Origin of the sequence: Streptomyces sp. NPDC005262 (assembly GCF_042872425.1) — a bacterium.
Lineage (GTDB): Bacteria > Actinomycetota > Actinomycetes > Streptomycetales > Streptomycetaceae > Streptomyces.
Genome location: NZ_JBIAKK010000005.1, coordinates 264,220 through 287,414, shown reverse-complemented (window position 1 = coordinate 287,414; position 23,195 = coordinate 264,220). Strand labels below are relative to the sequence as shown.

At 70.1% G+C, this 23,195-nt stretch carries 17 protein-coding genes and 1 tRNA gene; 13 read left to right on the top strand and 5 right to left on the bottom strand.

The features are described 5' to 3' along the window. The first annotated feature begins 530 nt into the window (after window positions 1-530). A complete protein-coding gene (locus tag ACFYP5_RS16495) occupies window positions 531-1,529 on the top strand; it encodes a helix-turn-helix domain-containing protein (RefSeq protein ID WP_388746174.1) in 999 nt (332 codons plus the stop codon). 87 nt (window positions 1,530-1,616) lie between these two features. Here ACFYP5_RS16495 and ACFYP5_RS16490 read toward each other — a convergent pair whose 3' ends face one another. After that, on the bottom strand, window positions 1,617-5,021 hold the full coding sequence (locus ACFYP5_RS16490) for a S8 family serine peptidase (protein WP_389035901.1): 3,405 nt from the start codon (window positions 5,019-5,021) through the stop codon (window positions 1,617-1,619). A gap of 476 nt (window positions 5,022-5,497) precedes the next feature. Between ACFYP5_RS16490 and ACFYP5_RS16485 the strand changes: the two genes are divergently transcribed. After that, window positions 5,498-5,974, top strand: a complete 477-nt coding sequence (locus ACFYP5_RS16485; RefSeq protein ID WP_389035898.1) for a hypothetical protein — start codon at window positions 5,498-5,500, stop codon at window positions 5,972-5,974. A 136-nt stretch (window positions 5,975-6,110) separates the two neighbouring features. Here the strand turns inward: ACFYP5_RS16485 and ACFYP5_RS16480 are convergent. Both ACFYP5_RS16480 and ACFYP5_RS16475 read right to left on the bottom strand, forming a co-directional pair. Then, window positions 6,111-6,200 (bottom strand) — tRNA-Ser (locus ACFYP5_RS16480). Window positions 6,201-6,249: 49 nt separating this feature from the next. Next, window positions 6,250-7,713: a S1C family serine protease gene (locus ACFYP5_RS16475; RefSeq protein ID WP_389035895.1), complete on the bottom strand. Its 1,464-nt coding sequence runs from the start codon at window positions 7,711-7,713 to the stop codon at window positions 6,250-6,252. 222 nt (window positions 7,714-7,935) lie between these two features. Between ACFYP5_RS16475 and ACFYP5_RS16470 the strand changes: the two genes are divergently transcribed. The 3 genes from ACFYP5_RS16470 to ACFYP5_RS16460 all read left to right on the top strand — a co-directional run bounded on the left by ACFYP5_RS16470 (window position 7,936) and on the right by ACFYP5_RS16460 (window position 10,618). Next, a complete protein-coding gene (locus ACFYP5_RS16470; protein ID WP_389036191.1) occupies window positions 7,936-8,745 on the top strand; it encodes a glycerophosphodiester phosphodiesterase in 810 nt (269 codons plus the stop codon). 53 nt (window positions 8,746-8,798) lie between these two features. Further along, a complete protein-coding gene (locus ACFYP5_RS16465; protein ID WP_389035892.1) occupies window positions 8,799-9,404 on the top strand; it encodes an ATP-binding protein in 606 nt (201 codons plus the stop codon). Window positions 9,405-9,652: 248 nt separating this feature from the next. Next, complete coding sequence (locus tag ACFYP5_RS16460) at window positions 9,653-10,618, top strand: DUF5926 family protein (RefSeq protein ID WP_389035889.1); 966 nt, start codon at window positions 9,653-9,655, stop codon at window positions 10,616-10,618. 1,145 nt (window positions 10,619-11,763) lie between these two features. On the opposite strand, the gene ACFYP5_RS16455 is transcribed toward ACFYP5_RS16460, so the two are convergent. Further along, window positions 11,764-12,447, bottom strand: coding sequence for a bifunctional DNA primase/polymerase (locus ACFYP5_RS16455; protein ID WP_389035886.1), 684 nt, complete (start codon window positions 12,445-12,447; stop codon window positions 11,764-11,766). Window positions 12,448-12,918: 471 nt separating this feature from the next. Between ACFYP5_RS16455 and ACFYP5_RS16450 the strand changes: the two genes are divergently transcribed. Further along, window positions 12,919-14,406, top strand: coding sequence for a PP2C family protein-serine/threonine phosphatase (locus ACFYP5_RS16450; protein WP_389035883.1), 1,488 nt, complete (start codon window positions 12,919-12,921; stop codon window positions 14,404-14,406). A gap of 195 nt (window positions 14,407-14,601) precedes the next feature. Beyond that, on the top strand, window positions 14,602-16,065 hold the full coding sequence (locus ACFYP5_RS16445; protein WP_389035880.1) for an aminopeptidase P family protein: 1,464 nt from the start codon (window positions 14,602-14,604) through the stop codon (window positions 16,063-16,065). An 82-nt stretch (window positions 16,066-16,147) separates the two neighbouring features. Here ACFYP5_RS16445 and ACFYP5_RS16440 read toward each other — a convergent pair whose 3' ends face one another. Then, window positions 16,148-16,711 carry an ATP-binding protein gene (locus ACFYP5_RS16440; protein WP_389035878.1) on the bottom strand — a complete coding sequence of 188 codons (564 nt, stop codon included), beginning with the start codon at window positions 16,709-16,711 and terminating at the stop codon, window positions 16,148-16,150. Between the two features lie 228 nt (window positions 16,712-16,939). Between ACFYP5_RS16440 and ACFYP5_RS16435 the strand changes: the two genes are divergently transcribed. The 6 genes from ACFYP5_RS16435 to efeB all read left to right on the top strand — a co-directional run bounded on the left by ACFYP5_RS16435 (window position 16,940) and on the right by efeB (window position 23,191). After that, window positions 16,940-17,776, top strand: a complete 837-nt coding sequence (locus ACFYP5_RS16435; RefSeq protein WP_389035875.1) for a hypothetical protein — start codon at window positions 16,940-16,942, stop codon at window positions 17,774-17,776. 181 nt (window positions 17,777-17,957) lie between these two features. Further along, window positions 17,958-18,710 carry a YcnI family protein gene (locus ACFYP5_RS16430; RefSeq protein ID WP_389035872.1) on the top strand — a complete coding sequence of 251 codons (753 nt, stop codon included), beginning with the start codon at window positions 17,958-17,960 and terminating at the stop codon, window positions 18,708-18,710. Window positions 18,711-18,757: 47 nt separating this feature from the next. Continuing rightward, window positions 18,758-19,408 carry an SCO family protein gene (locus ACFYP5_RS16425; RefSeq protein WP_389035869.1) on the top strand — a complete coding sequence of 217 codons (651 nt, stop codon included), beginning with the start codon at window positions 18,758-18,760 and terminating at the stop codon, window positions 19,406-19,408. Continuing rightward, window positions 19,405-19,854 carry a copper chaperone PCu(A)C gene (locus ACFYP5_RS16420; protein WP_389035866.1) on the top strand — a complete coding sequence of 150 codons (450 nt, stop codon included), beginning with the start codon at window positions 19,405-19,407 and terminating at the stop codon, window positions 19,852-19,854. Before ACFYP5_RS16425 ends, ACFYP5_RS16420 begins: the two co-directional genes overlap by 4 nt. 14 nt (window positions 19,855-19,868) lie before the next feature. Then, on the top strand, window positions 19,869-21,815 hold the full coding sequence (locus ACFYP5_RS16415; protein WP_389035863.1) for a copper resistance CopC/CopD family protein: 1,947 nt from the start codon (window positions 19,869-19,871) through the stop codon (window positions 21,813-21,815). A 23-nt stretch (window positions 21,816-21,838) separates the two neighbouring features. After that, window positions 21,839-23,191, top strand: a complete 1,353-nt coding sequence (gene efeB, locus ACFYP5_RS16410) for an iron uptake transporter deferrochelatase/peroxidase subunit (protein WP_389036188.1) — start codon at window positions 21,839-21,841, stop codon at window positions 23,189-23,191. The last annotated feature ends 4 nt before the right edge of the window (window positions 23,192-23,195 follow it).

Genomic DNA, 23,195 nt, shown 5'->3' with positions numbered 1-23,195 from the left:
CGCGCACGCAGAAGGGGCGCCCTCTCGGACGCCCCTTCACAGGTGCTGCGGTGGGTGTGGGATTTGAACCCACGGTGACATCGCTGCCACGACGGTTTCCAAGACCGCCGTGGATGCGGAACGCGCAAGCCGCTGACCTGCACTCAAGCCCGCTTCAGGCTCCCAACGGCGGCCGCTGGCCCACGTGTGGCCCATAGGGAGAGCACGGTGGGACTGAACACCGCTCTAGGAATTCGATCAGGTGGGCTTCCTGGCCCGCTGCACTAGGAGCGTGTCTCAGTAACGAGGCCCGGCGGTCCCGGCGTCTCGGAAGATCTTGCGGAGGTTGTGGCAGGCGGCCAGTAGTCGCTATGACATCATCCTGCGCTCGGGTGGCGGCCAGGCGGCGGTGGGCATCACCGCGGTCTCCTGACACCCGCGGGGGCCCTGTGGGCCGCTCGCCGTGCACTGCCAGCCGCCGAGGAAAGTGAGACCCTGCATTCGGGCGGCGAGCACGGACCCGCGCGCCGGCCGGTGAGGGAAGGGACAGCATGCTGGAGCCCGTGGGTCTCACGGCCGCCGAGGCCGAGATGTACCGCCTGCTGATCGTCGCCGAGGCGGCCTCCGCCGAGGAGATCGCCGGCCGCTCGAACCTCGGCGTCCCGGCTGCCCGGCAACTGCTGCTCGCCCTGGAGGACAAGGGGCTGGCATCCGCGGTGGAGGACAGTCCCGGCTGGTACTCGGCCATTCCCCCGGAGACGGCCCTCGTGCCGCGGCTGCGGCGCCAGTCCGACGCCCTGGAGCAGACCAGGGCGGCCATCCACGATCTGGTGGAGACCTACCGCCGCAGCGCGCAGGCCTGGAGCGGGTGCGACGCGATCGAGATCATCAGCGGCGCGGCCGCGCTGCGGCAGCACCTGCGCCAGCTCCAGGACGGCGCGTGTCACGAGATGCTGTGGTTCGTCAAGGCTCGGTTCCTGGCCATGCCCCCGGAGAGCAACCAGGAGGAGTACGACGCGCTGATCCGTGGCGTGCTCTACCGGGCCCTGTACGAACAGGAGTACTTCGACGACCCCGGCGCGGTGGACAACGTCGTCGCCGGGGTACGCGTCGGCGAGATCTCCCGCGCGGTGCCGCGGCTGCCGCTGCGCATGGCGATCGCCGACCGGTCGGTGGCCGTCCTGCCGCTGAACTCCGCGGACGCGCCCGGCAGCCCTCGCAGCCTCACGGCGGCGCTGGTGCGGCGGAGCAGCATGCTGGACGCGCTCGTGGACCTGTTCGAGCACTACTGGGAGGTCGGTGCGCCGCTGCGGGTGACCGAGGAGGGCGGGATCGGCGGTGCCGTTCCCGAGGACGCGGCGTCACCAGTCGGGGAGGACCGGCACCTGCTGTCCCTGATGGTCGCCGGCATGACGGACGAGACGATCGCCGGGCAGCTACGCGTGAGCAAGCGCACCATCCAGCGTCGCATCCAGGGCTTGATGAACCTCGCGGGCGTCGCCACGCGCATGCAGCTGGGCTGGCACGCGGCGCGCCGCGACTGGCTCTGAGCACCGCGGCCGGGGCCGTACCGGGCACCGGGCACAGCGGAGGGGCCCGCCGGAAGGATCCGGCGGGCCCCTCGGGGCCGTCGGCGGCTACTTCAGCAGGTAGGCCTTGATGACGGTCTGCTTGAAGGAGTTGCCCGCCGCGTCCTTGACGTAGGTGCGCAGGCTGACGGATCCGCCCGCGGCGCGGCGCGGGCTGTCCACGGTCACGGTGCGGTGCGTGCCGGACCCCTTGACGGTGGCCGACTGCCACGTCCTGCCCTCGTCGTAGGAGACCTCGGCGGTGAAGGTGCGGATCGGCGACTCGGTGGCGCCGACCGTCCGCTGGATCAGGACCGGGATGCGCAGCTCCTTCCCGGCCTGGGCGCGGTTCCAGTCATCCAGTTCCGGCGCCATGTTCACCGCGTACAGCGGCAGCGCCTGGCGGGACGCCGTGGTCTGCGACCGGAAGCGCCATTCGGCCGACAGGCGCGTGGAGATGGAGCTCGGAGCGAGGTCGCGGTCCAGCTCGGCCGTCAGACGGTAGTCGGCCGGGGTGGTGTCGGCCGGGACGTTGTCCTGGGTCGGCTGCTCAGAGACGAGTTCGCCGTTGCGCCACAGCTTCGCCTCGGGCAGGCCGGTCGTGGTGTCGGCCACCAGGTACTGGTTGCCGTTGGCGGCGTAGAGGGCGGGATGGTACATGACGTCGCCCTCGCGGAAGGCAGGGGTCGCGGGCGAGAGGCCCACGGCCTGGATCCCGCCGTTCCAGCACTCCTTGACCTCGGCGCCGGCCTTGTAGCCGTGCAGGACGCTGAGGTAGCTCTGCCCGTGGGCGTTCGGGTCGAGGAAGCTGTTCTGGTCGAAGGCCGTCTGCCAGCGCATGCCCTCGGCCGCCGAGAAGTAGTCGACCCGCCGATTCGGGACCGGCAGCCCCGCCATGGCGGGCTCGCTGAAGCGGGTGTTGTCGACGTACATCCAGACGAGGCGCATCGCGGTGCTCCCCGGCGTGCTGGCGGCGAAGGTGGTGTTCACCTTGGCCAGCTCCGACTTGCGGGGGTTGTAGCCGGGATCGGCCGGGATGGCGCCGTGCACCGGCCGGGTCAGGTAGTAGACCGACGAGGGGTTGCCGTCCGCGCTGGCGGGGTCACCCCAGACGGTGCTGACGAGGTAGGTGAACTTCGCGTCCTTGTACTGCGCCGTCGGCGTCGCGTACAGGCCGTCGATGTGGTCGGTGCCGACCGCGTTGTACATCGTGACGGAGAGCAGTTTGTCGGCCAGGTTGATGGTGCCGACCTCGGCCGAGAGGATGCGCGCGGCGCGGCTCGGCGCCGAGACCGTGACGGGTTTGGCCTTCCGGGCGTCGATGGAGACCTGCCGGTCGGCGGTCATGACGACCTTCGGCACGCCGACGACGACTCCCTCGGTGTACGTCGCGTCGAAGAAGAAGCCGCTCACCGAGTAGGTGTCCTTCGGCAGCCGCACCACGGTGCTGCTTTTGCCGGTGGTGCCCACCTCGTAGGTCTTGTGGTCGGCCGACTCGACGAGCAGGTAGGCGTTGTCGGGGGCCGCGCCCGTGCGGCCCTTCATGTCGATGCGCAGGTCGTAGGACGGCTGCTCGAGGTCCATGCCGAAGGGGACGCGCACCGAGATCTTACCGTCGGTGGTGGTCGCGGTCACCACGCCGCTGTAGGCGGCGTAGGCCTCGGTGGTCTCCGGGGTCTCCGGGGTCGCGGTGAGGGTGACGTCCGCCGTTCCGTGCGCGGGCACGGTGACCGTGTCGTCGCCGAGGTGGAACAGCCCCTCGGGGGCGGGCTGGTCCGGCCTGCCGGTGCTCGCGTGCTGCGCCACGTGGAGGGTGACCGGCTGCGCGCCCGGGTTGCGGTAGGTGACTGTCCTGGTCACCGGCGGGCGCTCGTGGTCCGTCCAGCGCATCAGCCCGAAGTCCACTCCGGAGACGTCGGCGGTGACGTCCTGGTCGACCGCGCGGGCGACGTCGACGCGCCCGGAGCCCTGGAAATACGCGCCGTGCTCCTTGGCGCCGGTCGCCGTCTGCATCAGCTGGCGCTTGACCTGCTCGGGCGTCCAGTCGGGGTGCTCCTGGAACAGGATCGCGGCGGCTCCCGCCACGTGCGGCGTGGCCATAGACGTGCCGCTCATCGCGATGTAGCCGTCGTCCGCGGTGGTGCCGCCCGCCTTGGCGGCGACGACGTTGACGCCGGGGGCGAGGATGTCCGGCTTCAGACCGGAGTCGCCCGTCCGCGGGCCGACCGAGCTGAAGTCGGCGCGGTCGTCGTCGTCCTCGGCGGCTCCGACGGCCAGCGCACGGTCCGCGGAGGCGGGCGAGGAGACCTTGCTGCCCGCGCCGTTGTTGCCGGCCGCGGCCACGACCAAGACGCCGTAGTCCCGGGTGACGGTGTCGACCATGGCCTCGAGGGCATCGGTCTCCGCGGTGTCCGTGTCGCCCAGGCTGAGGCTGATCACCTTGGCGCCGTGCTGGGCGGCCCAGGTCATCCCCTCGGCGATGTCGGAGTCGTCGCAGTTTCCGTCCGCGGTGCACACCTTGCCGGACAGGATCCGCGCACCGGGTGCGACGCCTTTGTACCGGCCGCCGGAGGCCGCGCCGGAACCGGCGACGGTCGAGGTCACATGGGTGCCGTGGCCGTTCAGGTCGTCGGTGTCCGGCTCGTCGGTGAAGTTCGCAGACTCGGCTATCAGGCCCTTGAGGTCCGGGTGGTTCGGGTCGAAGCCGGTGTCGAGAACGGCGACCTTGACACCGGCGCCGGTGAAGCCCTCCTCCCAGGCGTGGGGGGCACCGATGCGCGGCACCGTCCGGTCGAGCTGCACCTTGGCGTGGCCGTCCAGCCAGACCCGGCGCACGCTCGCACCGAAGGAGGTGGCACCAGCCGTGGCGGGGGCGATGCCCCGCCAGAACTTCGCGGCGTCCTCACGCTGTTCGCCCAGGGTGGCGAAGGGGGTCCCGGAGATGGGGCGGACCTTGTCGGCCCCGGCGGCACCGAGCCGGCGCTCGGCGGTGCCCGCGTCACCGGCGTACTCGACGATCAGCGGCAGGCTCGACCGCTCGGCGTACTTGCCCCTGACCAGGGCCGAGACATTGAACAGGGCCTTGTCGAGGCGGCCCGCGGCGAGCAGCGGCAGGGCGTCGGCGGGTATCACCGTCCAGTCGTGCCCCTGCTGGCGCTTGACGAACATGATGTGCTCGCGGCCCTTGGCGGGCTCGACCGAGACGCTCTGCCGCCCCGAGGTGTCCGTCTCCAGCATGACCTGGTCGCCCGTGACGAGGGTGACCTGGTGCCGGGAAACCATCGGCGTCCGGACTGGAGTCGCCCGGCCCGGCGCGCCCGCGCCGCTCCGTCCGGTGTCCGGAGCGAGGTCCCGGGCCGCGGCTGGGGCGACGGTCAGTCCGGCCAGCAATGCCACGAGGGCGGCGGTGGCCGCGGCGGGCCGCGACCTGGGACGCCGGACCCAGGGGCGCCACCTGTTGTTCATGTCTCTCATGGGGGGACAGCCTGGTGCCGAAAAAGGCGCAGGTCAGCACTTTCCTGTGTCCACGAGGTGCCAAGTCACCTTTACGCCAGGGCCAAATATCCACAAAGCGACTCAGCTATCGAGGCTCCGCGGTCATCGGAACGGCCGGCGCGCATGCAGCGGCGGATGCCGGACCGGTGTCGCGAAGCGGTGTTCGGCAGGACACTTGGGGACGACTGGCGACCTGGCCACAGGTTGGCCGAACGCACCTGTGGGCGACCTCTTCGTCCCGAACGCGATCACGCGTGCAAGTGGCCTTGTGCCTCGGCTCGCTCGGGCGCTGCTCGCTGCCGCGGCAGAGCAGAGCGACCGTGGCAAGCATCTGGCGGCGTTTTACGGAGCCGTCTACTACGTGACAACGCGCCCCGGTGAGGCCGTGGCGCTGCGGGAGTCGGATTACGTCCTGCCCCCGGAGAGCGAGCCGGAGGCCTGGGGGGGAATTGCTGGTGTCAGAAAGCCATCCGGAGGTTGGGGGCGGCTGGACCGACAGCGGGAAGTCCCACGACGAGCGTGGCCTGAAGCACCGGGCACGGAAAGCCGTACGCAGTGTCCCCGTCCCGCCGGTCTACGTCCGCATGGTGCGGTCCCATATCGAGCACTTCGGTGTCGCACCGGACGGCCGGTTGTTCCGGGCGGCACGTGGCGGTCGCCTCACGTCGAACGAGTACACCGAGGTCTGGAGCGAGGCCCGCAAGGCTGTGCTCAGCGAACAGGAGCTGCGCACCCCGCTCGCGGACGTCCCGTACGCGCTGCGGCACGCCGCGATCTCGCTGTGGATCAAGTCCGGCATGGACCCGGTGGAGGCCGCCTCCCGCGCCGGCCACAGCCTCGCGGTGCTCTACCGGTTCTACGCCAAGCTCCTCAAGGGCGGGTCAGCAGCGGCCAACCGGCTCGTTGAACTGGGGCTTCGCGCCGAGGAGTAGGGCAGATCCTGGCCCGCCCATGGCCCACACGCCCTGGTCAGCACCGGGAATCAGGGGCACGGGGTGAGACAGGGTGAACGCAGAGGGCGGGCCTCCGTACTGGAGACCCGCCCTCTGACCTGCTACTTCTCTGACCTGGCGGTGGGTGTGGGATTTGAACCCACGGTGACATCGCTGCCACGACGGTTTTCAAGACCGTTCCCTTAGGCCGCTCGGGCAACCCACCCCACGTCATCGGTCATGGACCGGTCTTGACGCGAGGACAGCCTAGCCGGTCAGCTGTCGCCCTTGCGCTCCCCCAGGGTGACTTCGGCCGTCGACACCTTGCCGTCGCGCTTGTAGGTCAGCGTGACCTTGTCGCCCGGCTTGTGGGTCCAGATCTCGCCGATCAGGGTCGGGCCGCTGTCGATCACCGTCTCGTTGAACCTGGTGATGACGTCGCCCGCCTTGAGTCCGGCCTTGGCAGCGGGACCGTCCGGGCTGACCGGCGGCGTGCCGCCCGAGCCCTGTTCCGAGATGACGGCGCCGCCGGTCTTCTCGTCCATGGTGACCGTGGCACCGATCACCGGGTAGACCGGCTGACCGGTCTTGATCAGCTGCTGGGCGACGTTCTCCGCCTGGTTGATCGGGATCGCGAAGCCTAGACCGATGGATCCCGCCTGGGCCTGGCCGCTGCTGCCGGTCGACTGGATGGCGGAGTTGATACCGATGACCGCACCGCGCGCATCGAGCAGCGGGCCGCCGGAGTTGCCCGGGTTGATCGAGGCGTCGGTCTGCAGTGCGCTCATGTAGGAGTTGCTGCCGCCGGAGCCGTCACCCGAGGCGACCGGGCGGTTCTTCGCGCTGATGATGCCGGTCGTGACCGTGTTGGACAGACCGAACGGCGCGCCGATCGCGATCGTCGAATCACCGACCGCGACCTGGTCCGAGTTGCCGAGAGCCAGCGGGGCGAGCCCCGACGGCGCGTTCTTGAGCTTCAGTACGGCGACGTCGTAACCCTCCGCGCGGCCGACCACCTCGGCGTCGTACTTCTTGCCGTTGGAGAACGTCGCCGTGAGCTGGCCACTGTTCGCCGCGGAAGCCACCACGTGGTTGTTGGTGAGGATGTGGCCTTCCTTGTCGTACACGAAGCCGGTGCCCGTGCCGCCCTCGCCGTCGCCGTTCTGCGCGTCGATGGTGACCACGCTGGGCAGCGCCTTGGCCGCGACGCCTGCGACTGTGCCCGGGTCGCGCTTGAGGGCCTGCGGGTTGGTCGACGCCGAGACCGTGGTCGACCCGGAGGAGTTGCCGCTGTCGTTACGGTCGGCGGCCCAGTAGCCGAGGGCGCCCCCGACGCCGCCCGCCACGAGCGCCGCGACGGCCACCGCGGCCACCAGGCCGCTGCCGCGCGGCTTGCGCGGGGCCTCCGGCGCCGGCAACTGGTTGGGCGCCCCCCACACGGGACCACCACCACCGCCCTGCGCGTACGCGGGAACGGCCGGCGGGGGAGGCGGCCAGGCACCGGCCGACTGCGGCTGCGCGGACGGCGCGTGCTGCGCCCCGGGGGACTGCGGCGGCGGCCAGTCCATCGCCGGCCCCGACTGCTGCGTCGCCGCCGCGTCCGACGGATCCGGGCCCGCGGGCGCCGACGGGGGCGCAGGCGCGCCCTCAGGAGCAGCGGCCGGCACGGGAGGTGCGGACGGAACGGACGGAACGGCCTGAGCCGCAGTGCCCTCGTTGCCCTCGTTCTCTGTGCTCACAGCTCTTTACTCCTCGGTTCCTCATCAATTTTCGGCAAGAGATCCGCTGTGTACGTGTCCGGAGCCAGCTTTTCCCATGACCCGTCAGGCCACTGTAAGCAGGACCTGTGCGTCCGTGCATCAATCTTTATATCCGACAAAACGGTCCCTCATGGCAAGGTACGCACCCCCGTCGCCACTCGGTGGCACCATGACGCGGTGACCCACGCACGGCAGCACACCATGCAACATCCCATCCAGGTCATCGCACACCGCGGGGCGTCCGACGACGCTCCCGAGCACACCCTGGCCGCCTACCGGAAGGCCATCGAGGACGGCGCGGACGCACTGGAATGCGACGTACGACTCACCTCCGACGGCCACCTCGTCTGCGTGCACGACCGCCGGGTGAACCGTACGTCCAACGGTCGCGGCGCCGTCTCCGCCCTGGAACTCGCCGAACTCGCCGCCCTCGACTTCGGCTCCTGGAAGGACCGCGAGGAGTCCCCGGACTGGGATCCCGTGCCGGGTGAGCTCACCTCCGTACTCACCCTTGAGCGACTGCTCGAGCTGGTCGTCGAGACGCGTGCTGCCGGGCGCCCCCTCCAGCTGGCCATCGAGACCAAACACCCCACTCGCTGGGCGGGCCAGGTGGAGGAACGGCTGCTGCATCTGCTGAAGCGCTTCGAGCTCGACACTCCGCCGGACGAGGGCGAGGGCCCCTCGCCGGTCCGGATCATGAGCTTCTCGGCACGCTCCCTGCACCGCATTCAGGCCGTCTCACCCAACCTGCCGACCGTCTATCTGATGCAGTTCGTCTCACCGCGGCTGCGCGACGGCCGGCTGCCGGCCGGTTCCCGGATCGCAGGTCCGGGACTGCGGATCGTACGCAGTCACCCGGGCTACATCGAGCGACTGCACCGCGCCGGCCACCGCGTGCACGTCTGGACAGTCAATGAACCCGAGGACGTGGAGCTCTGCGCACACCTTGGCGTAGAGGCAATCATCACGAATCGCCCAAAGCAGGTCCTGTCCCAACTGGGTCGCTTTTAACATCAGTTACAGGGTGTACACCGGCGCATTCAGTCCGTATTCGATCGTTACGAATGCGTCACCGGCAGGCCATTGGCCGGTTTCCGGTCCAGTCCAGGAGGGCATCCACTCCGTGGCGTGGGGCAAAGGAGGTCTCGGGGGTGGCGTTGGTGGTGGCACAGGAAGTGCCCACGTCGTCGAGCATGGCCGTACCCCATGGCCCTGCGGGCGTGGGGCAGGCGCGACACCGGATGCGCGAGCAATTGCGCAGCTACGGGGTGTCGGATTCGGTCGTCGACGATGCTGTATTGATCCTTTCCGAACTTCTCAGCAACGCCTGCCGACACGGCAGGCCGCTGGGGCGACACACAGATGTGGGTGACGGCGACGTACGTGCCGCCTGGCGCGTCGACGGAGCAGGCGGGCTGACCGTCGAGGTGACGGACGGAGGGGGTCCGACCCGACCGATTCCGGCCACACCGTCCGTGACGGCGCGCGGCGGCCGCGGACTCAACATCATCAGCGCGCTCGCCGAGGAGTGGGGCGTGCGTGACAGCGTGTCCGGCGAGGTCACCGTGTGGGTGCTGGTCAGCGAGGGCCGCGGGCACGGTGACGAGAACGGGCATCTGCCGGGGCTCGACGGGCTGGACTTCGCCGACGCCTTCGACGACGCGGGCTGACGTGTGAGGCCGATGCGCCGGTCCGGCGTACGCACGGACCGGTGAACCGACGGGCTTGCGAACCCTGGGTACGGACGGGCCAGTGCAGCCACGTCCGGGTGGGGCCCGGGGGCCGCTGAACGGATCGCGACACACCGGCACTCCGATGTGCGTACCCCATGTGCCCCGGGCAGCTGTGCCCCGGACGCGGCACGGGCCGCTAGGCTCGCGGCCCAGACCGCACTGTCGCAATCGGGAGAAAGCCCACCATGGCCAAGAAGCGCCCTCAGACCAAGGCCGGGAAGCAGCAGCTCAAGGACAGCGAGATCCCGGTGGTCGGGGCTCGCGAGCCCTGCCCGTGCGGTTCGGGCCGCCGCTACAAGGCCTGCCACGGCCGCGCCGCCGCCCAGGCCGTGACCGAGCTGGTCCAGCGCCCGTTCGAGGGCCTGGCGGGTGAGTGCGACTGGGTCGCCCTGCGCGAGCTGGTGCCCGCCGCAACGGTCGAACTGACTCTGAAGGGCGGACTGCCCGAAGGCGTGCCGTCCGTGACGCTCGCGACCGTGCTGCCGATGGCGTGGCCGGCGCTGCGCCGCGACGACGGTTCCGTCCTGCTCGCCCTGCAGAACGACACGTCCTCCGGCGACCTCAGCCGCGACCTCGCGGACACCCTGCAACGCGCGCTGGAGACCGAGCCCGGCTCACCCGTCGCCGCCCGGCGCGTACCGGCCGACGGGCCGCGCCTGCAGGACCTGCTCGACCCGGAAGCCGCTTTCGAGCCGGTCGTCCACTCCGGCTTCGAGTTCTGGGTCCCGGGCGCGGAGAACGCCACGCCCGAGGTGTCCGCATCCCTGGAGCGCGCGAACGAGGCGGCGATCCCGACCACCATGCTCTCCGGCGTGGACGCGGCGTACTGGTGCGAGACCCCGGAGAAGAACCACCTGCGCTGGGTCATGCCGCACCCTGAGGAGCAGCTCCTCGACGCGCTCGCCCGGCTGCACGCCGCCGGCACCTCCTCGCTCGGCGAGGGGACGCGGCTGGTCGGCTCCTTCCGCGCGCACGGACTGATGGTCCCGGTCTGGGATCTGCCGAGCGCGATGGGGGCCGAGGAGTGCGAGAAGCCCGCGGCCGAGCTCGCGGAACGGCTGGCGCAGGCGCTCGCCTCGGACGCTCCGCTCACCGCGGACGAGCGACGGGCCCGCGGCGGCCTCACCAACCGCCAAGTCACGCTCAGCTGAACGTGACTGCGTGACGACAGTGGCGGGCCGACGGGTGACTCACGTCACAACTCGTAGTACCCGCAAGTAAATAGCTGTCCGAATAAGTGAGATCGAATTTGCGAACGGCAGATCTCTTGTTACCGTTCTAGAAGCCCGGTCGCTGGTGCATCCCCCGTCGCCAGCGACCGGGCGTTCTCATGCCCGGACACGGCGCAGGGAGCGACGCACGGGAGCCGGCACAGCGTCCGGGAATCCGGCGTCAACCCGCCACGGGAGGCGCCGGATCGGATCCGGACCTCAGCAGCGGCGGAGCCTCCTCGGCCGCCCTGCCGGACGGCCCTCCGCCGCCCGCACACCCGGCCACCGCCACGTACTCCTCAGGCCCTCCGCAGGACGAGCGGCGCGGCGCCTCACAGTCGCGTGGCCCATCCTGTGACTCCGCCGTGCAGCGCGTTTCGACGGTCCGGTCTCCGGGCCCCATCAGCGTGAGTACGGACGGGAGTTCGTCACCCGTCGTATTGCGACAGTAGCTGTTCGCCCATGTGGCACACCCGTCGGTCAGGACACAGGTCTGCCCTTCGATGCCCTCGGGGGGAGATCAGCCCGGGGCCGCACCGGTCGGCGGTCCGCGGCGCGGAGCCGGCCGATCCGACGAAGGCGGAGCCGCTCCCTCCGCCAGGCTGCCGACTTCCCCGCGCCTGCCCGGCAGGTCGATGTCGGGCAGAAGTCCGAAACGGGAACTCCCCTGCGAAGATCTCTTTGACGCCGCCCCCGAAGGCTCCTTCGAAGGCTACTTCGAACCGGTTCCGGAAGGCCCGTCAGAAAGCCTGCCACCGCTGGACTTTGCATCGGCAGACTTTGCATCGGGCGATACGGGACCGGGACCGCCCGCGGGTTCCGCAGAAGCCGCGAGCGGATGCACGACAGCGGATACCACCACATCCGCCATAACGATCATGCGGAGATTCATGGCGGCCCCACCTGTCGACTGGCGGGAATTCCTGACGGTGCGCCCAAAATATCGACGAAAATGCGGGCGCCGGAGTGGAGCGCACTCATTTGACGCAGAAACTCGGACGGCTCACACCCGAACGAGTGAGGCGGGCAGCCCGTGCGCCCGCCCGCTAGCTCCACCGCTCTCCACCGGCGCCGACGGGTCCCCCTCAGTACGCGAGCCGGCTGCCGCCGTCGGGAGCGCTGTTGCTCGCTTCGACGAGCGCGTCCAGGACCGCTTCCACACCCGGCAGCCAGGGAGCCACGGGGCCGGGCAGTGGAGCCCGTTCCCAGCGCACCTGTCCTGTACCCACCTCGGAGGGGGGAAGGACGAGATAGCCCCCCTCGCCGTGGAAACGCAGCGAACTGGGCACCCAGTCCTTGGCGTGCAACAGCTCGCCGAGTTGTTCGAGGGTGTAGGGAGCGACCAGCAGCGACCACCGTGTGGGTGTCGCCACCACCGGACCGAGCCGCATCCCCATCCGGTCGAGCTCGGTCAGCGCCCGGGCGCCGGCCATGGCGGGCAGACTGAGCGCGCATGGGGCGCGGCCGCCGGTGGCCAGCATGATCGGCGCGGTGGGCCGGTTGGTCCACCACCAGCGCACCATGCGCTCGTCGGTGGTCGCCGCGAGGAGACCAGGATCGAAGGGGTGTGCACCGGGTACGGCGCACTCGGGATCGGGGCAGGCGCAGCCACGGCCGCGGTCCCCGCGACCACCGCCTGCGCTCAGCCCTACTCCGGGAAGCACGGGCCACTGCCATGCGGTGGCACAGGTCAGGGCCGCGTCGAGCTGTGCGGGCCGTACCTTGCGCCGGAGCCGGAGCCTGCGTCGCCTTCCGAGGATCTCGCGCATGAGCGCTCGTTCCTTTCCGTTGAACGCCGAGGGCCACATCACCACACGTGTGCGTCACACCACGTGTGTATTACTTCACCGTGCGTACATGCTCTCTAAGTCTGCGGTACGGGTAACCCGTCGGTACCGAGCGTGAGCCGAGTCGAGCTGAGCCGGTCCAGCCAAAAACATGGCGAGGGGCAGCGCGCATCGCGCCTGCCGTCCCATGGTGCACAACCCCGCCACTCGGGGGTGGGGCGCGGCCGTCACAGGTGAGGACGTCCGGGCTCGCTGCCAGGTTCCGGGGCGATCAGAACTGCCCCTGGTCATCACCGATTACGTACCCAGCATGCCCGGAATGACGCTCCCCTGGGGCCTCACCCCGAGGGAACCCCCTGTCGAGCCAGACCCAGTCGACAGCAAATAGCGCCCATAGGGTGCATTTTTTGGCCAACTTAGTGGTCCGCAGACACCACGAATCCCGCAGGGACAATGCTGGACATCGGCTCACATCTGCGTGTACATGTGGATGCACTGATAGCGGCGCAGAATGACATGGGGGTTTGCGATGCTATTCGACGAAACGCACTGGTCGGAAAGCCGGTTGCCATGAGCGCCCCTCACCTGCCGAAAGTGGCTGGAATCGATCCCACAGTTCCTGTTTCAGCGCACACTGCCGGGCCTCTGGACGGTGTGCCGACCGCGCCAGGAGCCTTTCTTCAAGACCGTCTGGCCGGTTGGGTCTCCGACCTCACCACGCTGCACGAGCTCACCGAGCGGCTGGCCGGAACCAACACCCTCGACGACGCGTTGCACGAGCTGCTCGGTGCCGGTGCGGCCCTGGTCGGCGCCCGCCGTGGGCTGATCGTCTTCGAACCCACCGACCGTCGCGGCCCGGTCTCCACCATCGGTCTCGGACTCGCCCACGCCGAGCTCGGTCACATCGAGACGGTGCCGCGCAGCGCAACCTCGTACGGCAGGATCCTGGACGGCCTCCCGGGCGCCGAAGGACCTCAGACCAGCCCCGATCTGCTCGGCGACACAGGCCTGGACCCCCGCCACCGCGAAGTCGCCGCCCGGCTCGGATACGCCGCCAGCTACGCCGTGCCCCTCGCCACCCCCGCGACCGGCCGGCTCGGCGCGGCCGTCTGGCTCTACGACGAGCCCGCCGAGCCCCTGGAACGCCAGCGCCACCTCGTCGGCCTGTACGCCCGTTACGCGGCCGCACACCTGGCTCGGCTGCTGGAACTGCATCGGGCCAGAGCGGAAGTGGCTGCCCTCACCAAGGAGCTGCGGCCCGGCCGGCTGCCCCGGGTCCCCGGCGTCCAGCTGGCCGCCCGCCATCGCGCCGCACCGCGCGGCGGCGGTGACTGGTACGACGCGATGGCGCTGCCCGAGGGTGCGCTCGGTCTCGCCGTCGGTTCGGTGGGCGGCTCCGGGCCCGGCGCGCTGACCGCCATGGCACGGCTGCGGGCCGGTCTGAGGGCGTACGCGGTGATGGAAGGCGAGGATCCGGTTGCCGTGCTCTCCGATCTGGAACTGCTGCTGCGGCTGACCGAACCCGCACGGTCCGCCACTGCGCTCTTCGCCTACTGCGAGCCCGACGCACGCAAGCTCGTGCTGGCGGGTGCCGGGCACACCCCACCACTGGTGATCGGCGACCGGCGCACGGAGTTCGTGGAGACCACCCTGTCCGCGCCGCTGGGCATGCTCGCCTGCTGGGAGGCGCCGAGCGTGGAGTTCACTCCGGCGCCCGGCGAGATCGTGCTGCTCTACACCGACGGGCTGCTGCGCCGCACCGGCGACTCGATGGACCGGGCGTTCGCACGGCTCCATTCGGCGGCCGCGAGCGTACCGAAGGCGCTGCGCCGGGACGCCGGATCGGTGGTCGACCATGTGCTGCGGACCGTCCTGCCGAACGGACTCGACCAGCTCGACAGCGCCGAGGACATCGTCATTCTGGCCGCGCGCTTCGACTGAGCCACGTCATCGGCGGAGCTTCGCGATTCGGCCGGGCAGCGTCGTCGGCGCCGGTCTCCGTGATCGGTCTTTCGGATCAGTCTCGGCAACGGGTCTCGGCAGTCGGTCTCTGTAAGAGGTCTTCCGGCCCTGGGCCCCCTTCCGTACGCCCGTACGATGGACGGGGTCCAGTGTCGTATCAAGGAGAGACAAGTCGTGTCTGAGGAGCCCACCCCGGAGACCCCGGAGACCGAAGAGACAGAGCCGGTCAAGCAGCGGAAGAACGGCCTGTACCCGGGCGTCTCCGATGAGCTCGCCGCCAACATGAAGTCGGGCTGGGCCGACACCGAGCTGCACGGCCTCGAGCCGATCGCCCAGGCCGAGCACACTGCGGCCCGCCGCGCCGCACTGTCTGCGCGCTTCCCCGGCGAGCGTCTGGTCATTTCCGCGGGCAACCTGAAGACCCGCTCCAATGACACCGAGTACGCCTTCCGCGCCTCCACCGAGTACGCGTACCTCACCGGCGACCAGACCCAGGACGGCGTGCTCGTCCTGGAGCCGAAGGACGACGGGCACGAGGCGACCGTCTACCTGCTGCCGCGCTCCAACCGCGAGAACGGCGAATTCTGGCTCGACGGCCAGGGCGAGCTGTGGGTCGGCCGCCGGCACTCCCTGGCCGAGGCCGAGCAGCTGCTCGGCATCCCGGCCAAGGACGTACGTCAGCTCCCGTCCGCGCTGAAGGAGGCCACCGGACCGGTCCGTAACGTCCGTGGCCACGACGCGGGCATCGAATCCGCGCTGACCGACAAGGTCACCGCGGAGCGCGACGAGGAGCTGCGGGTCTTCCTCTCCGAAGCACGCCTGGTCAAGGATGCCTTCGAGATCGCCGAGCTGGAGAAGGCCTGCGATGCCACGGCGCGCGGCTTCGAGGACGTCGTGAAGGTCCTCGACAAGGCCGAGGCGACCAGCGAGCGCTACATCGAGGGCACGTTCTTCCTGCGCGCCCGCATCGAGGGCAACGACATCGGCTACGGCTCGATCTGCGCCGCGGGCCCGCACGCAACCACCCTGCACTGGGTGCGCAACGACGGCCCCGTACGCTCCGGCGACCTGCTGCTGCTCGACGCGGGTGTGGAGACCAATGACCTCTACACCGCCGATGTGACGCGGACCCTTCCCATCAACGGCACGTTCACGCCGCTGCAGCGGAAGATCTACGACGCGGTGTACGAGGCCCAGGAGGCGGGAATCGCGGCCGTCAAGCCCGGCGCGGACTACCGCGACTTCCACGACGCCGCACAGCGCGTGCTCACCGAGAAGCTCGTCGAGTGGGGTCTGCTGGGCGATCTGTCCGTGGACAAGGTCCTGGAGCTGGGTCTGCAGCGCCGCTGGACCCTGCACGGCACCGGCCACATGCTCGGCATGGACGTCCACGACTGCGCCGCCGCCCGTACCGAGACGTACGTCAACGGGACGCTGGAGCCCGGCGTCTGCCTCACCGTCGAGCCCGGTCTGTACTTCCAGGCCGACGACCTGACCGTACCGGAGGAGTACCGCGGCATCGGTGTCCGGATCGAGGACGACATCCTCGTCACCGAGGACGGCAACCGGAACCTCTCCGACAAGCTGCCGCGCCAGGCCGACGAGGTCGAGGCCTGGATGGCTCAGCTCAAGGGCTGACTCAGGAGTTGATCAGGTACTGATCACCGACGGCCGGGACCGGTCGTCGACGGTCGGCACCGAGCGTCGGAGGGCGCCCTGCTCAGGACACCATGAGCAGGGCGCCCTCCCGCCATTTCAGGACCTTGTCGAAGCTCACCACCGCACCACGACCCGGGCGGTTGGCGAAGTGGACGTGGTCGGCGAGCTGTTCGATGAGGCAGAGTCCTCGGCCGTCCTCGGCGCTGAGGGGCGGAAGCTGCTGCGGCTGGTGCGCGGGCGCTTGATGCGCATGCGGCTGTTCGGCAGTGCGAAGCACACGCCGGGCGGGGAAGCCGGGCCCCGAGTCGGCGACTTCGATACGGCACTTCTCACCGTCCAGATACGCGGTGACCCAGTACTGCCCGGAGGGCGTACCGGACTGCTCGCTCCAGGAGTCCCACGCGTCCCATGGATCGCAGTCACCGGGGGCGACGAGGTCGTTGGCGCTCCTCTGCTCCCCGCCGTGCTCGACGGCGTTCGCACAGGCTTCGCTGAGCGCGAGCGACAGGTCGAAAGAGATGTCGGGATCCACGCCCGCGGACTCCATGGTGCCGAGCAGGAAGCGACGGGCGAGCGGAACGCTCGCAGCTTCGCGCCGCAAATGGAGTGACCACCAGATGCTCATGCTCCAGCCTCCTGGCTGCGGCTCGACATACCGATACGTATTGCCGCAGTCGGCGGTTCGTAAGCACAGTTCTGATGTGAGACCGCTCATTCGGCGGATACCCGCACTCCGTACACCCGTGTATGCCGGACCCGTCCAGCTCACGCGCCTCGTGTCCAACCGGTCCGAAGACGACCTTCCGGACCTGACGTACGGAGGCCGGGGGCGCAGTGCGATGATGACCCCGCCATGTCTACGCCTGTCGCACGCGCCGGAGCCGGTCTGCGGCTACTGAGGGCCGCGGTGTTCACCGCGGCCTGTGTCGCGCTGTCCGCGGCAGGGCACACACTGGCCTCCTGCGCGACCGTTCCCTGGTGGACGCTGCTCGCAGGCTTCCTCGGGGTCTTCGCAGTGGTGGCACCGCTCGCCGGACGCGAGCGTTCCATGCCGTCCATCGCCACCGCCCTGGCCGGCGGGCAGATCGCCCTGCACACGCTCTTCGGTCTGGGCTCGCACGGTGTTTCCAGCACGTCGACCTCCGACGCGACGGGCGACGACACACTGATCCGGTTCGCGGCAAGCCTCGTCTGCGGCGCAGGACCGGAGCAACTGAATGCCGCCGCCGCCCACCGCATCGTCACCGAGGCAGGCATCGATCCTGCCACGGTGACGGCGATGGACCAGGGCCACCAGCCCATGGCCACCACGACGGGAGCGGCGGTCACCGCCGTGACCGACCCGGCCGCGCTCGCCGGTCTGCTGCCCAGCCTGCCCATGCTGCTCGGCCACCTGCTGGCCGCGCTGGCCACCGGCTGGCTGCTGCGGCGCGGCGAAATCGCACTGTTCCGGCTGGTCCAGCTGTCGGCGCACGGCGCCAAGCAGCTCATCGCCGGGGCCCGGTTGCGTGCGCTGCGGGCCGCGCTCGCTCTTGTCCGGGCACTGCGCGTTGGTCTCCCGGGCGAACCGGCGACCGGGCCGCACATCCCCCGTACCGCAGTCGACGCCCCGGCTCCCGCCACCGGCGATCCATTGCAGCACCTGGTGATCAGGCGCGGGCCTCCGCCCGTATTCACCCTCGCAGCCTGACGCGACACCCTCCGCTCGTTGCACGCACGACTCGACCGCAGTCACCGCTCGGCGCCCGCCACGTGGTGGCCGCCGAGCTCGGTGCAGGCACGCCGCACGTGAGGAAGAGGTGTCGCGACGCCGTCGCGCATCCGCGCGTCGGACCACCTTTCCTTCGTGCTTCAGTGGAGTGATTCCTGCCATGAACGTTTCCCGCATCGCCCTCGTCGGCGGTATCGCCGCGTCCACCGTGCTGATCCTTGCCGGCACGGCCTCCGCGCACGTCAGCGTGCAGCCGCAGGGCGAGGCAGCCAAGGGCGGCTACGCCACGATCAACTTCAAGGTCCCCAACGAGCGCGACAACGCCTCGACGACCAAGCTCGAGGTCAACTTCCCGACCGACCACCCGCTCGCTTCCGTGATGCCGCAGCCGGTGCCCGGCTGGAAGATCGTCGTCACCAAGAGCAAGCTCGCCAAGCCGCTCGAGGTCCACGGCAACAAGATCGACGAGGCGGTCTCCAAGGTCACCTGGTCCGCCGAGGGCAGCAAGAACGACCTCGGCATCCGCCCGGGCCAGTTCCAGCAGTTCCCGCTCTCCGTCGGCCAGCTCCCCGAGGACACCGACCAGCTGGTGTTCAAGGCCATCCAGACGTACGACAACAAGGACGTCGTCCGCTGGATCGAGGAGCAGAAGGACGGCGCCGAGGAGCCCGAGAGCCCGGCGCCGGTTCTCAAGCTGACCGCCGCGACCACCGACGAGCACGGCGCCGCCGCCGACGCCGACAAGGCCGGTGCGGCCGACGCCGACCGGACGAAGGAAGAGCACACGGAGACGGCGTCCGCGTCGCCCTCCTCCAGTGACACCACGGCCCGGGTCCTCGGCATCGTCGGCATCCTCATCGGCGCCGCCGGGGTGGCCTTCGGCGTCCTGACCGGCCGCCGACGCACCGCCTGACCCCTCCGGCCCCACCGAATCACCGACCCACCAGGAATCAGCAATCCATGCGTAAGAAGAAGGTGCTGGCCGCGGCGTTCGTCGCCGCGGCCGCACTCACCCTGTCAGCCTGTGGCAGCGGCGACGACGCCGACAAGCCCCTCGCGGACGTCTCCGCCCAGGCGAAGACCAAGGCCGCTACGGTGCTCGACCAGCCGTTCACCAAGCCGGGCCTCGTCCTGACCGACACCCACGGCAAGAAGTACGACCTGCGCGAGCGGACCAAGGGCAAGCCGACGCTCATCTACTTCGGCTACACAAACTGCCCCGACGTCTGCCCGCTCATCATGAGCAACATCGCCATCGCCAAGAAGTCCCTGCCCAAGGCCGACCAGGACAAGCTCCAGGTCGTCTTCGTCACCACCGACCCCGAGCGGGACACCCCGTCCTCGCTGGGCAGCTGGCTCAGGGCCCAGGACGCCTCCTTCATCGGTCTCACCGGCGACTTCCCGGCCATCCAGGCGGGCGCACGCCAGATCGGCATCGGCATCGACCCGCCGAGGAAGGAGAAGGACGGCACGGTCGTCTCGATGCACGGGTCGCAGGTCATCGCGTTCTCCCCGAAGACCGACAAGGGGTACGTGCTGTACAGCGAGGACACCACCCCCGACGACTACACCAAGGACCTCCCCAAGATCATCAAGGGGGAGAACCCGTGAACCGCCGCACCGTCCTCGCCGGCGTCGTCGCCCTCACCACCGGGCTGACGCTGGCGGGGTGCTCGTCCTCGGGCGGCAGGCCCGAACTGAAGGTGACCGGTGCGTTCATGCCGCAGCCGGTCAACGACATGGCGGCCGGCTTCCTCGTCGTGCAGAACAGCGGCGACAGCTCCGACCGGCTCACCTCGGTCACCAGCCCGCTCTCCGACGACGTCACGATCCACCGGACGACGAACCAGACGATGCGCATGGTGAAGTCCTTCGAGGTGCCCGCGGGCGGCGAACTGGACCTGGAGCGCGGCGGCAACCACATCATGTTCATGAAACTGAAGCAGCGGCCCAGGCAGGGCGAGAAGGTGTCCGTCGAGCTGCACTTCGAGAAGGCCGACCCCATAAAGGTCGACCTTCCCGTGAAGGAGACCACCCACAACCCGAAGAAGCAGTGAGGGACTGACACTCCATGACAGCCACCGCCCCGCACTTCGGGCCGGCCCCGTCCGTGTCCCCGATGCGCCGCCCACTCGCCGCCGCCGCACTCCTCGCCGTATTCGTCGGCACGGTGTTCGGCCTGCTGCTGGGCGGCGCTGGACCGGCGTCCGCGCATGCCGCGCTCACCGGGAGCGATCCGCAGGACGGGGCGGTGGTCGCCACCGCCCCCAAGGAGGTCACGCTCACCTTCTCCGAACAGGTCGCCATGGGTGACGGATCCGTCCGAGTCCTGGACCCGAGCGGCAAACGCGCCGACACCGGTGCGGAACCACGAGATCTGCAGAGCGACTCGACCGTGAAGTACGCCGTCCCGCTGCACGCGGGGCTGCCCGACGGCACGTACACCGTGGCCTGGCAGGCCGTCTCCGCGGACAGCCACCCGGTCTCCGGCGCCTTCACCTTCTCCATCGGCGCCCCGTCCAGGACGACCGTCGCCCTGCCGACGGACCAGGCCGGAGGCGGCCTGGTCGGCACGCTCTACGGCATCGCGCGCTACGCCGCGTACGCCGGCTTCATCCTGCTGGCCGGTGGCTCGGCCTTCGTACTGGCCTGCTGGCAACGCGGGGCGAGCGCCCGCCCGCTGCAGCGCCTGGTAGTACGCGGCTGGATGACGCTCACCACGGCCACCCTGGTCATGCTTCTGCTGCGCAGCCCGTACACCGGCTCCGGAAAGCTCGCGGACATCTTCGACCTGGACGGCCTGAAAGCCGTTCTGGACACCAAGCCGGGGGCCGCGCTGGTCTCCCGGCTGCTACTGCTCGGCGCCTCCGCGCTCTTCATCGCCGTGCTCTTCGGGACGTACGCGAAGCGCGAGGACGAGCGGGAGAAGAAGGACCTCACCTTCGGGCTGGCCATCGGTGGCGCGGTCATCGCCGCCGGGATCGCCGGGACATGGGCGCTGGCCGAACACGCCTCGACCGGGATCCAGCCCGGCATCGCGATGCCGGTCGACGTGCTGCACCTGCTGGCCGTCGCCATCTGGCTGGGCGGCCTCGCCGCACTGCTGGTCGCGCTCTACCGGACGCCGGACATCGAAGTCACTGCGGTACGCCGCTTCTCCCGTATCGCGTTCGGCAGTGTGCTGGCGCTCACCGCGACCGGGCTCTACCAGTCCTGGCGGCAGGTCGGCTCCTGGTCCGCGCTGACCGGTACCCGGTACGGGCAGCTGCTGCTCGTGAAGGTGGGGCTCGTCGCCGTACTGGTCGGGGTCGCCTGGATCTCGCGGCGGTGGACGGCTCGCCTGACTGCGGGCACGGCACGGACGCGGGGCACGGGTCTCGGCACTGCTGACGCCGACACCGGGACCGCTGTGGAGAACGAACCGGCGACCGTGCCCGTGGATCCCGAACGGGCCGCCCAACTCGCCCGGCAGCAGACCGCCGTGGCGACCGCCACGAAGAAGCGGATCCGCGATGCCGACCCCGATCGGTCCGGGCTCCGCCGCTCGGTACTGGCGGAGGTCGGGGTCGCGGTGGCGCTGTTGGCGGTGACGACCGTACTGACCTCGACCGAGCCCGGACGTACCGAGGAGGAAGCGGCCCGCACCTCGACAGCCGCATCCACGCCCACGACCGCGGGCCCGATCGCGGTGAGCCTGCCGTTCGACACCGGCGGCCGGAACGGCAAGGGGACGGTCCGGATGGACATCGACCCCGGTCGCACCGGCGCCAACGGGCTCCACATCTGGATCGACGGCCCCGACGGACAGCCCATGGACGTCCCCGAGGTGAAGCTCGCCTTCACCCTCGTGTCCAAGGACATCGGTCCGCTGCCCGTCGTCCCCGACCGGCTCACCGAGGGGCACTGGACGGCGAGCGGCGTCCAGATCCCGATGGCGGGCAACTGGAAGATGGCGGTGACCGTGCGCACGTCGGACATCGATCAGACCACCATCGCCAAGAACGTGAAGATCGGCTGAGCGGGATCATGAGCGGAACCAGCATGAGCGGCGCGAACAGCAAGCGCCGCTCGAGCAGCAAGAACGAGACGGGCAGCGCGAACGGCAAGCTCGGCACGGACGCCGGGGCCGAGGCCGCCACGGGGGACCTCTCCCGGCGACGACTGCTCGGCGGTGTCGGCGCGGCCGGACTGGTGCTGGGAGCGGCGGGTGGCGCGACGGGTTACGCCGCGACCCGCTCCGACGAGCCGACCGCGCTGACGACGATCGGCACGGCCCGGGCAACGTTTCACGGGAAACATCAACCGGGGATCACCACTCCGCTTCAGGCGCGCGGCCATCTCGTCGCGTTCGATCTGGCACCCGGCGCGGGACGGAAGGAAGCCGCCGCCCTGATGCGCCGATGGTCCGCCGTGGCCCAGCGGCTGATGGCCGGCGAACCCACCGCCGGCGGCAGTGCGGACGGCACCACACACGACACCGGGATCGCGCTGGACGCCGGACCGTCCTCGCTGACCGTCACCTTCGGCTTCGGGCACACCTTCTTCGAACGCACGGGCCTGGTGACCCATCGGCCGCCGGGACTGGACCCGCTGCCGCCGTTCTCCTCCGATCGGCTCGACCCCAAGCGCTCGGGGGGCGATCTCTGGGTGCAGATCGGCGCCGACGACGCTCTCGTCGCCTTCCACGCACTGCGCGCCATCCAGAAGGAGGCCGCCACGACGGCCGGGGTGCGCTGGCAGATGAACGGCTTCAACCGCACCCCCGGTGCCACCGCCAAGCCGATGACCGCCCGCAATCTGATGGGCCAGATCGACGGCACCGGCAACCCGAAGCCGTCGGAGAGCGACTTCGACCGGCGCATCTTCGTCCCGCCGAACACAGCGCAGGGCGACGACGCGGCGTACGCCTGGCTGGCCGGTGGCTCGTACGCGGTCGTGCGACGGATCAGGATGCTGCTCGACGACTGGGAAAAGCTCCCGCTGGACCGGCAGGAGCGGGTCATAGGGCGACGCAGGACGGACGGCGCACCGTTGAGCGGTGGCACCGAGACCACCGAGATGGACCTCGACAAGGCGGGGCCCGACGGCAAGCTGCTGATCCCGGACAACGCCCACGCCCGGATCTCCTCCCCCGAGAGGAACAGCGGCGCGGCGATGCTGCGGCGCCCCTTCTCGTACCACGACGGCATCGCGGCGGACGGCACTCCGGACGCCGGGCTGCTGTTCATCTGCTGGCAGGCGGATCCACTGAAGGGGTTCGTGCCGGTACAGCGCAAGCTCGACCGGGGAGACGCCCTGTCGCCGTTCATCCGGCACGAGGCGAGCGGCCTGTTCGCGGTGCCGGGCGGCGCGGCCGACGGGGAGTACGTGGGTCAGCGGCTGCTGGAGTCATGAGCCA

Excerpts from the sequence above, each read along its gene's own strand:
- ACFYP5_RS16440 (WP_389035878.1), bottom strand. The coding sequence starts at position 16,711 with ATGAGCATCTGGTGGTCACTCCATTTGCGGCGCGAAGCTGCGAGCGTT.
- ACFYP5_RS16435 (WP_389035875.1), top strand. The coding sequence starts at position 16,940 with ATGTCTACGCCTGTCGCACGCGCCGGAGCCGGTCTGCGGCTACTGAGG.
- ACFYP5_RS16490 (WP_389035901.1), bottom strand. The coding sequence starts at position 5,021 with ATGAGAGACATGAACAACAGGTGGCGCCCCTGGGTCCGGCGTCCCAGG.
- efeB (WP_389036188.1), top strand. The coding sequence starts at position 21,839 with ATGAGCGGCGCGAACAGCAAGCGCCGCTCGAGCAGCAAGAACGAGACG.
- ACFYP5_RS16450 (WP_389035883.1), top strand. The coding sequence starts at position 12,919 with ATGCTGGACATCGGCTCACATCTGCGTGTACATGTGGATGCACTGATA.
- ACFYP5_RS16415 (WP_389035863.1), top strand. The coding sequence starts at position 19,869 with ATGACAGCCACCGCCCCGCACTTCGGGCCGGCCCCGTCCGTGTCCCCG.
- ACFYP5_RS16425 (WP_389035869.1), top strand. The coding sequence starts at position 18,758 with ATGCGTAAGAAGAAGGTGCTGGCCGCGGCGTTCGTCGCCGCGGCCGCA.
- ACFYP5_RS16470 (WP_389036191.1), top strand. The coding sequence starts at position 7,936 with ATGCAACATCCCATCCAGGTCATCGCACACCGCGGGGCGTCCGACGAC.
- ACFYP5_RS16430 (WP_389035872.1), top strand. The coding sequence starts at position 17,958 with ATGAACGTTTCCCGCATCGCCCTCGTCGGCGGTATCGCCGCGTCCACC.
- ACFYP5_RS16455 (WP_389035886.1), bottom strand. The coding sequence starts at position 12,447 with ATGCGCGAGATCCTCGGAAGGCGACGCAGGCTCCGGCTCCGGCGCAAG.
- ACFYP5_RS16465 (WP_389035892.1), top strand. The coding sequence starts at position 8,799 with ATGCGTCACCGGCAGGCCATTGGCCGGTTTCCGGTCCAGTCCAGGAGG.
- ACFYP5_RS16495 (WP_388746174.1), top strand. The coding sequence starts at position 531 with ATGCTGGAGCCCGTGGGTCTCACGGCCGCCGAGGCCGAGATGTACCGC.
- ACFYP5_RS16460 (WP_389035889.1), top strand. The coding sequence starts at position 9,653 with ATGGCCAAGAAGCGCCCTCAGACCAAGGCCGGGAAGCAGCAGCTCAAG.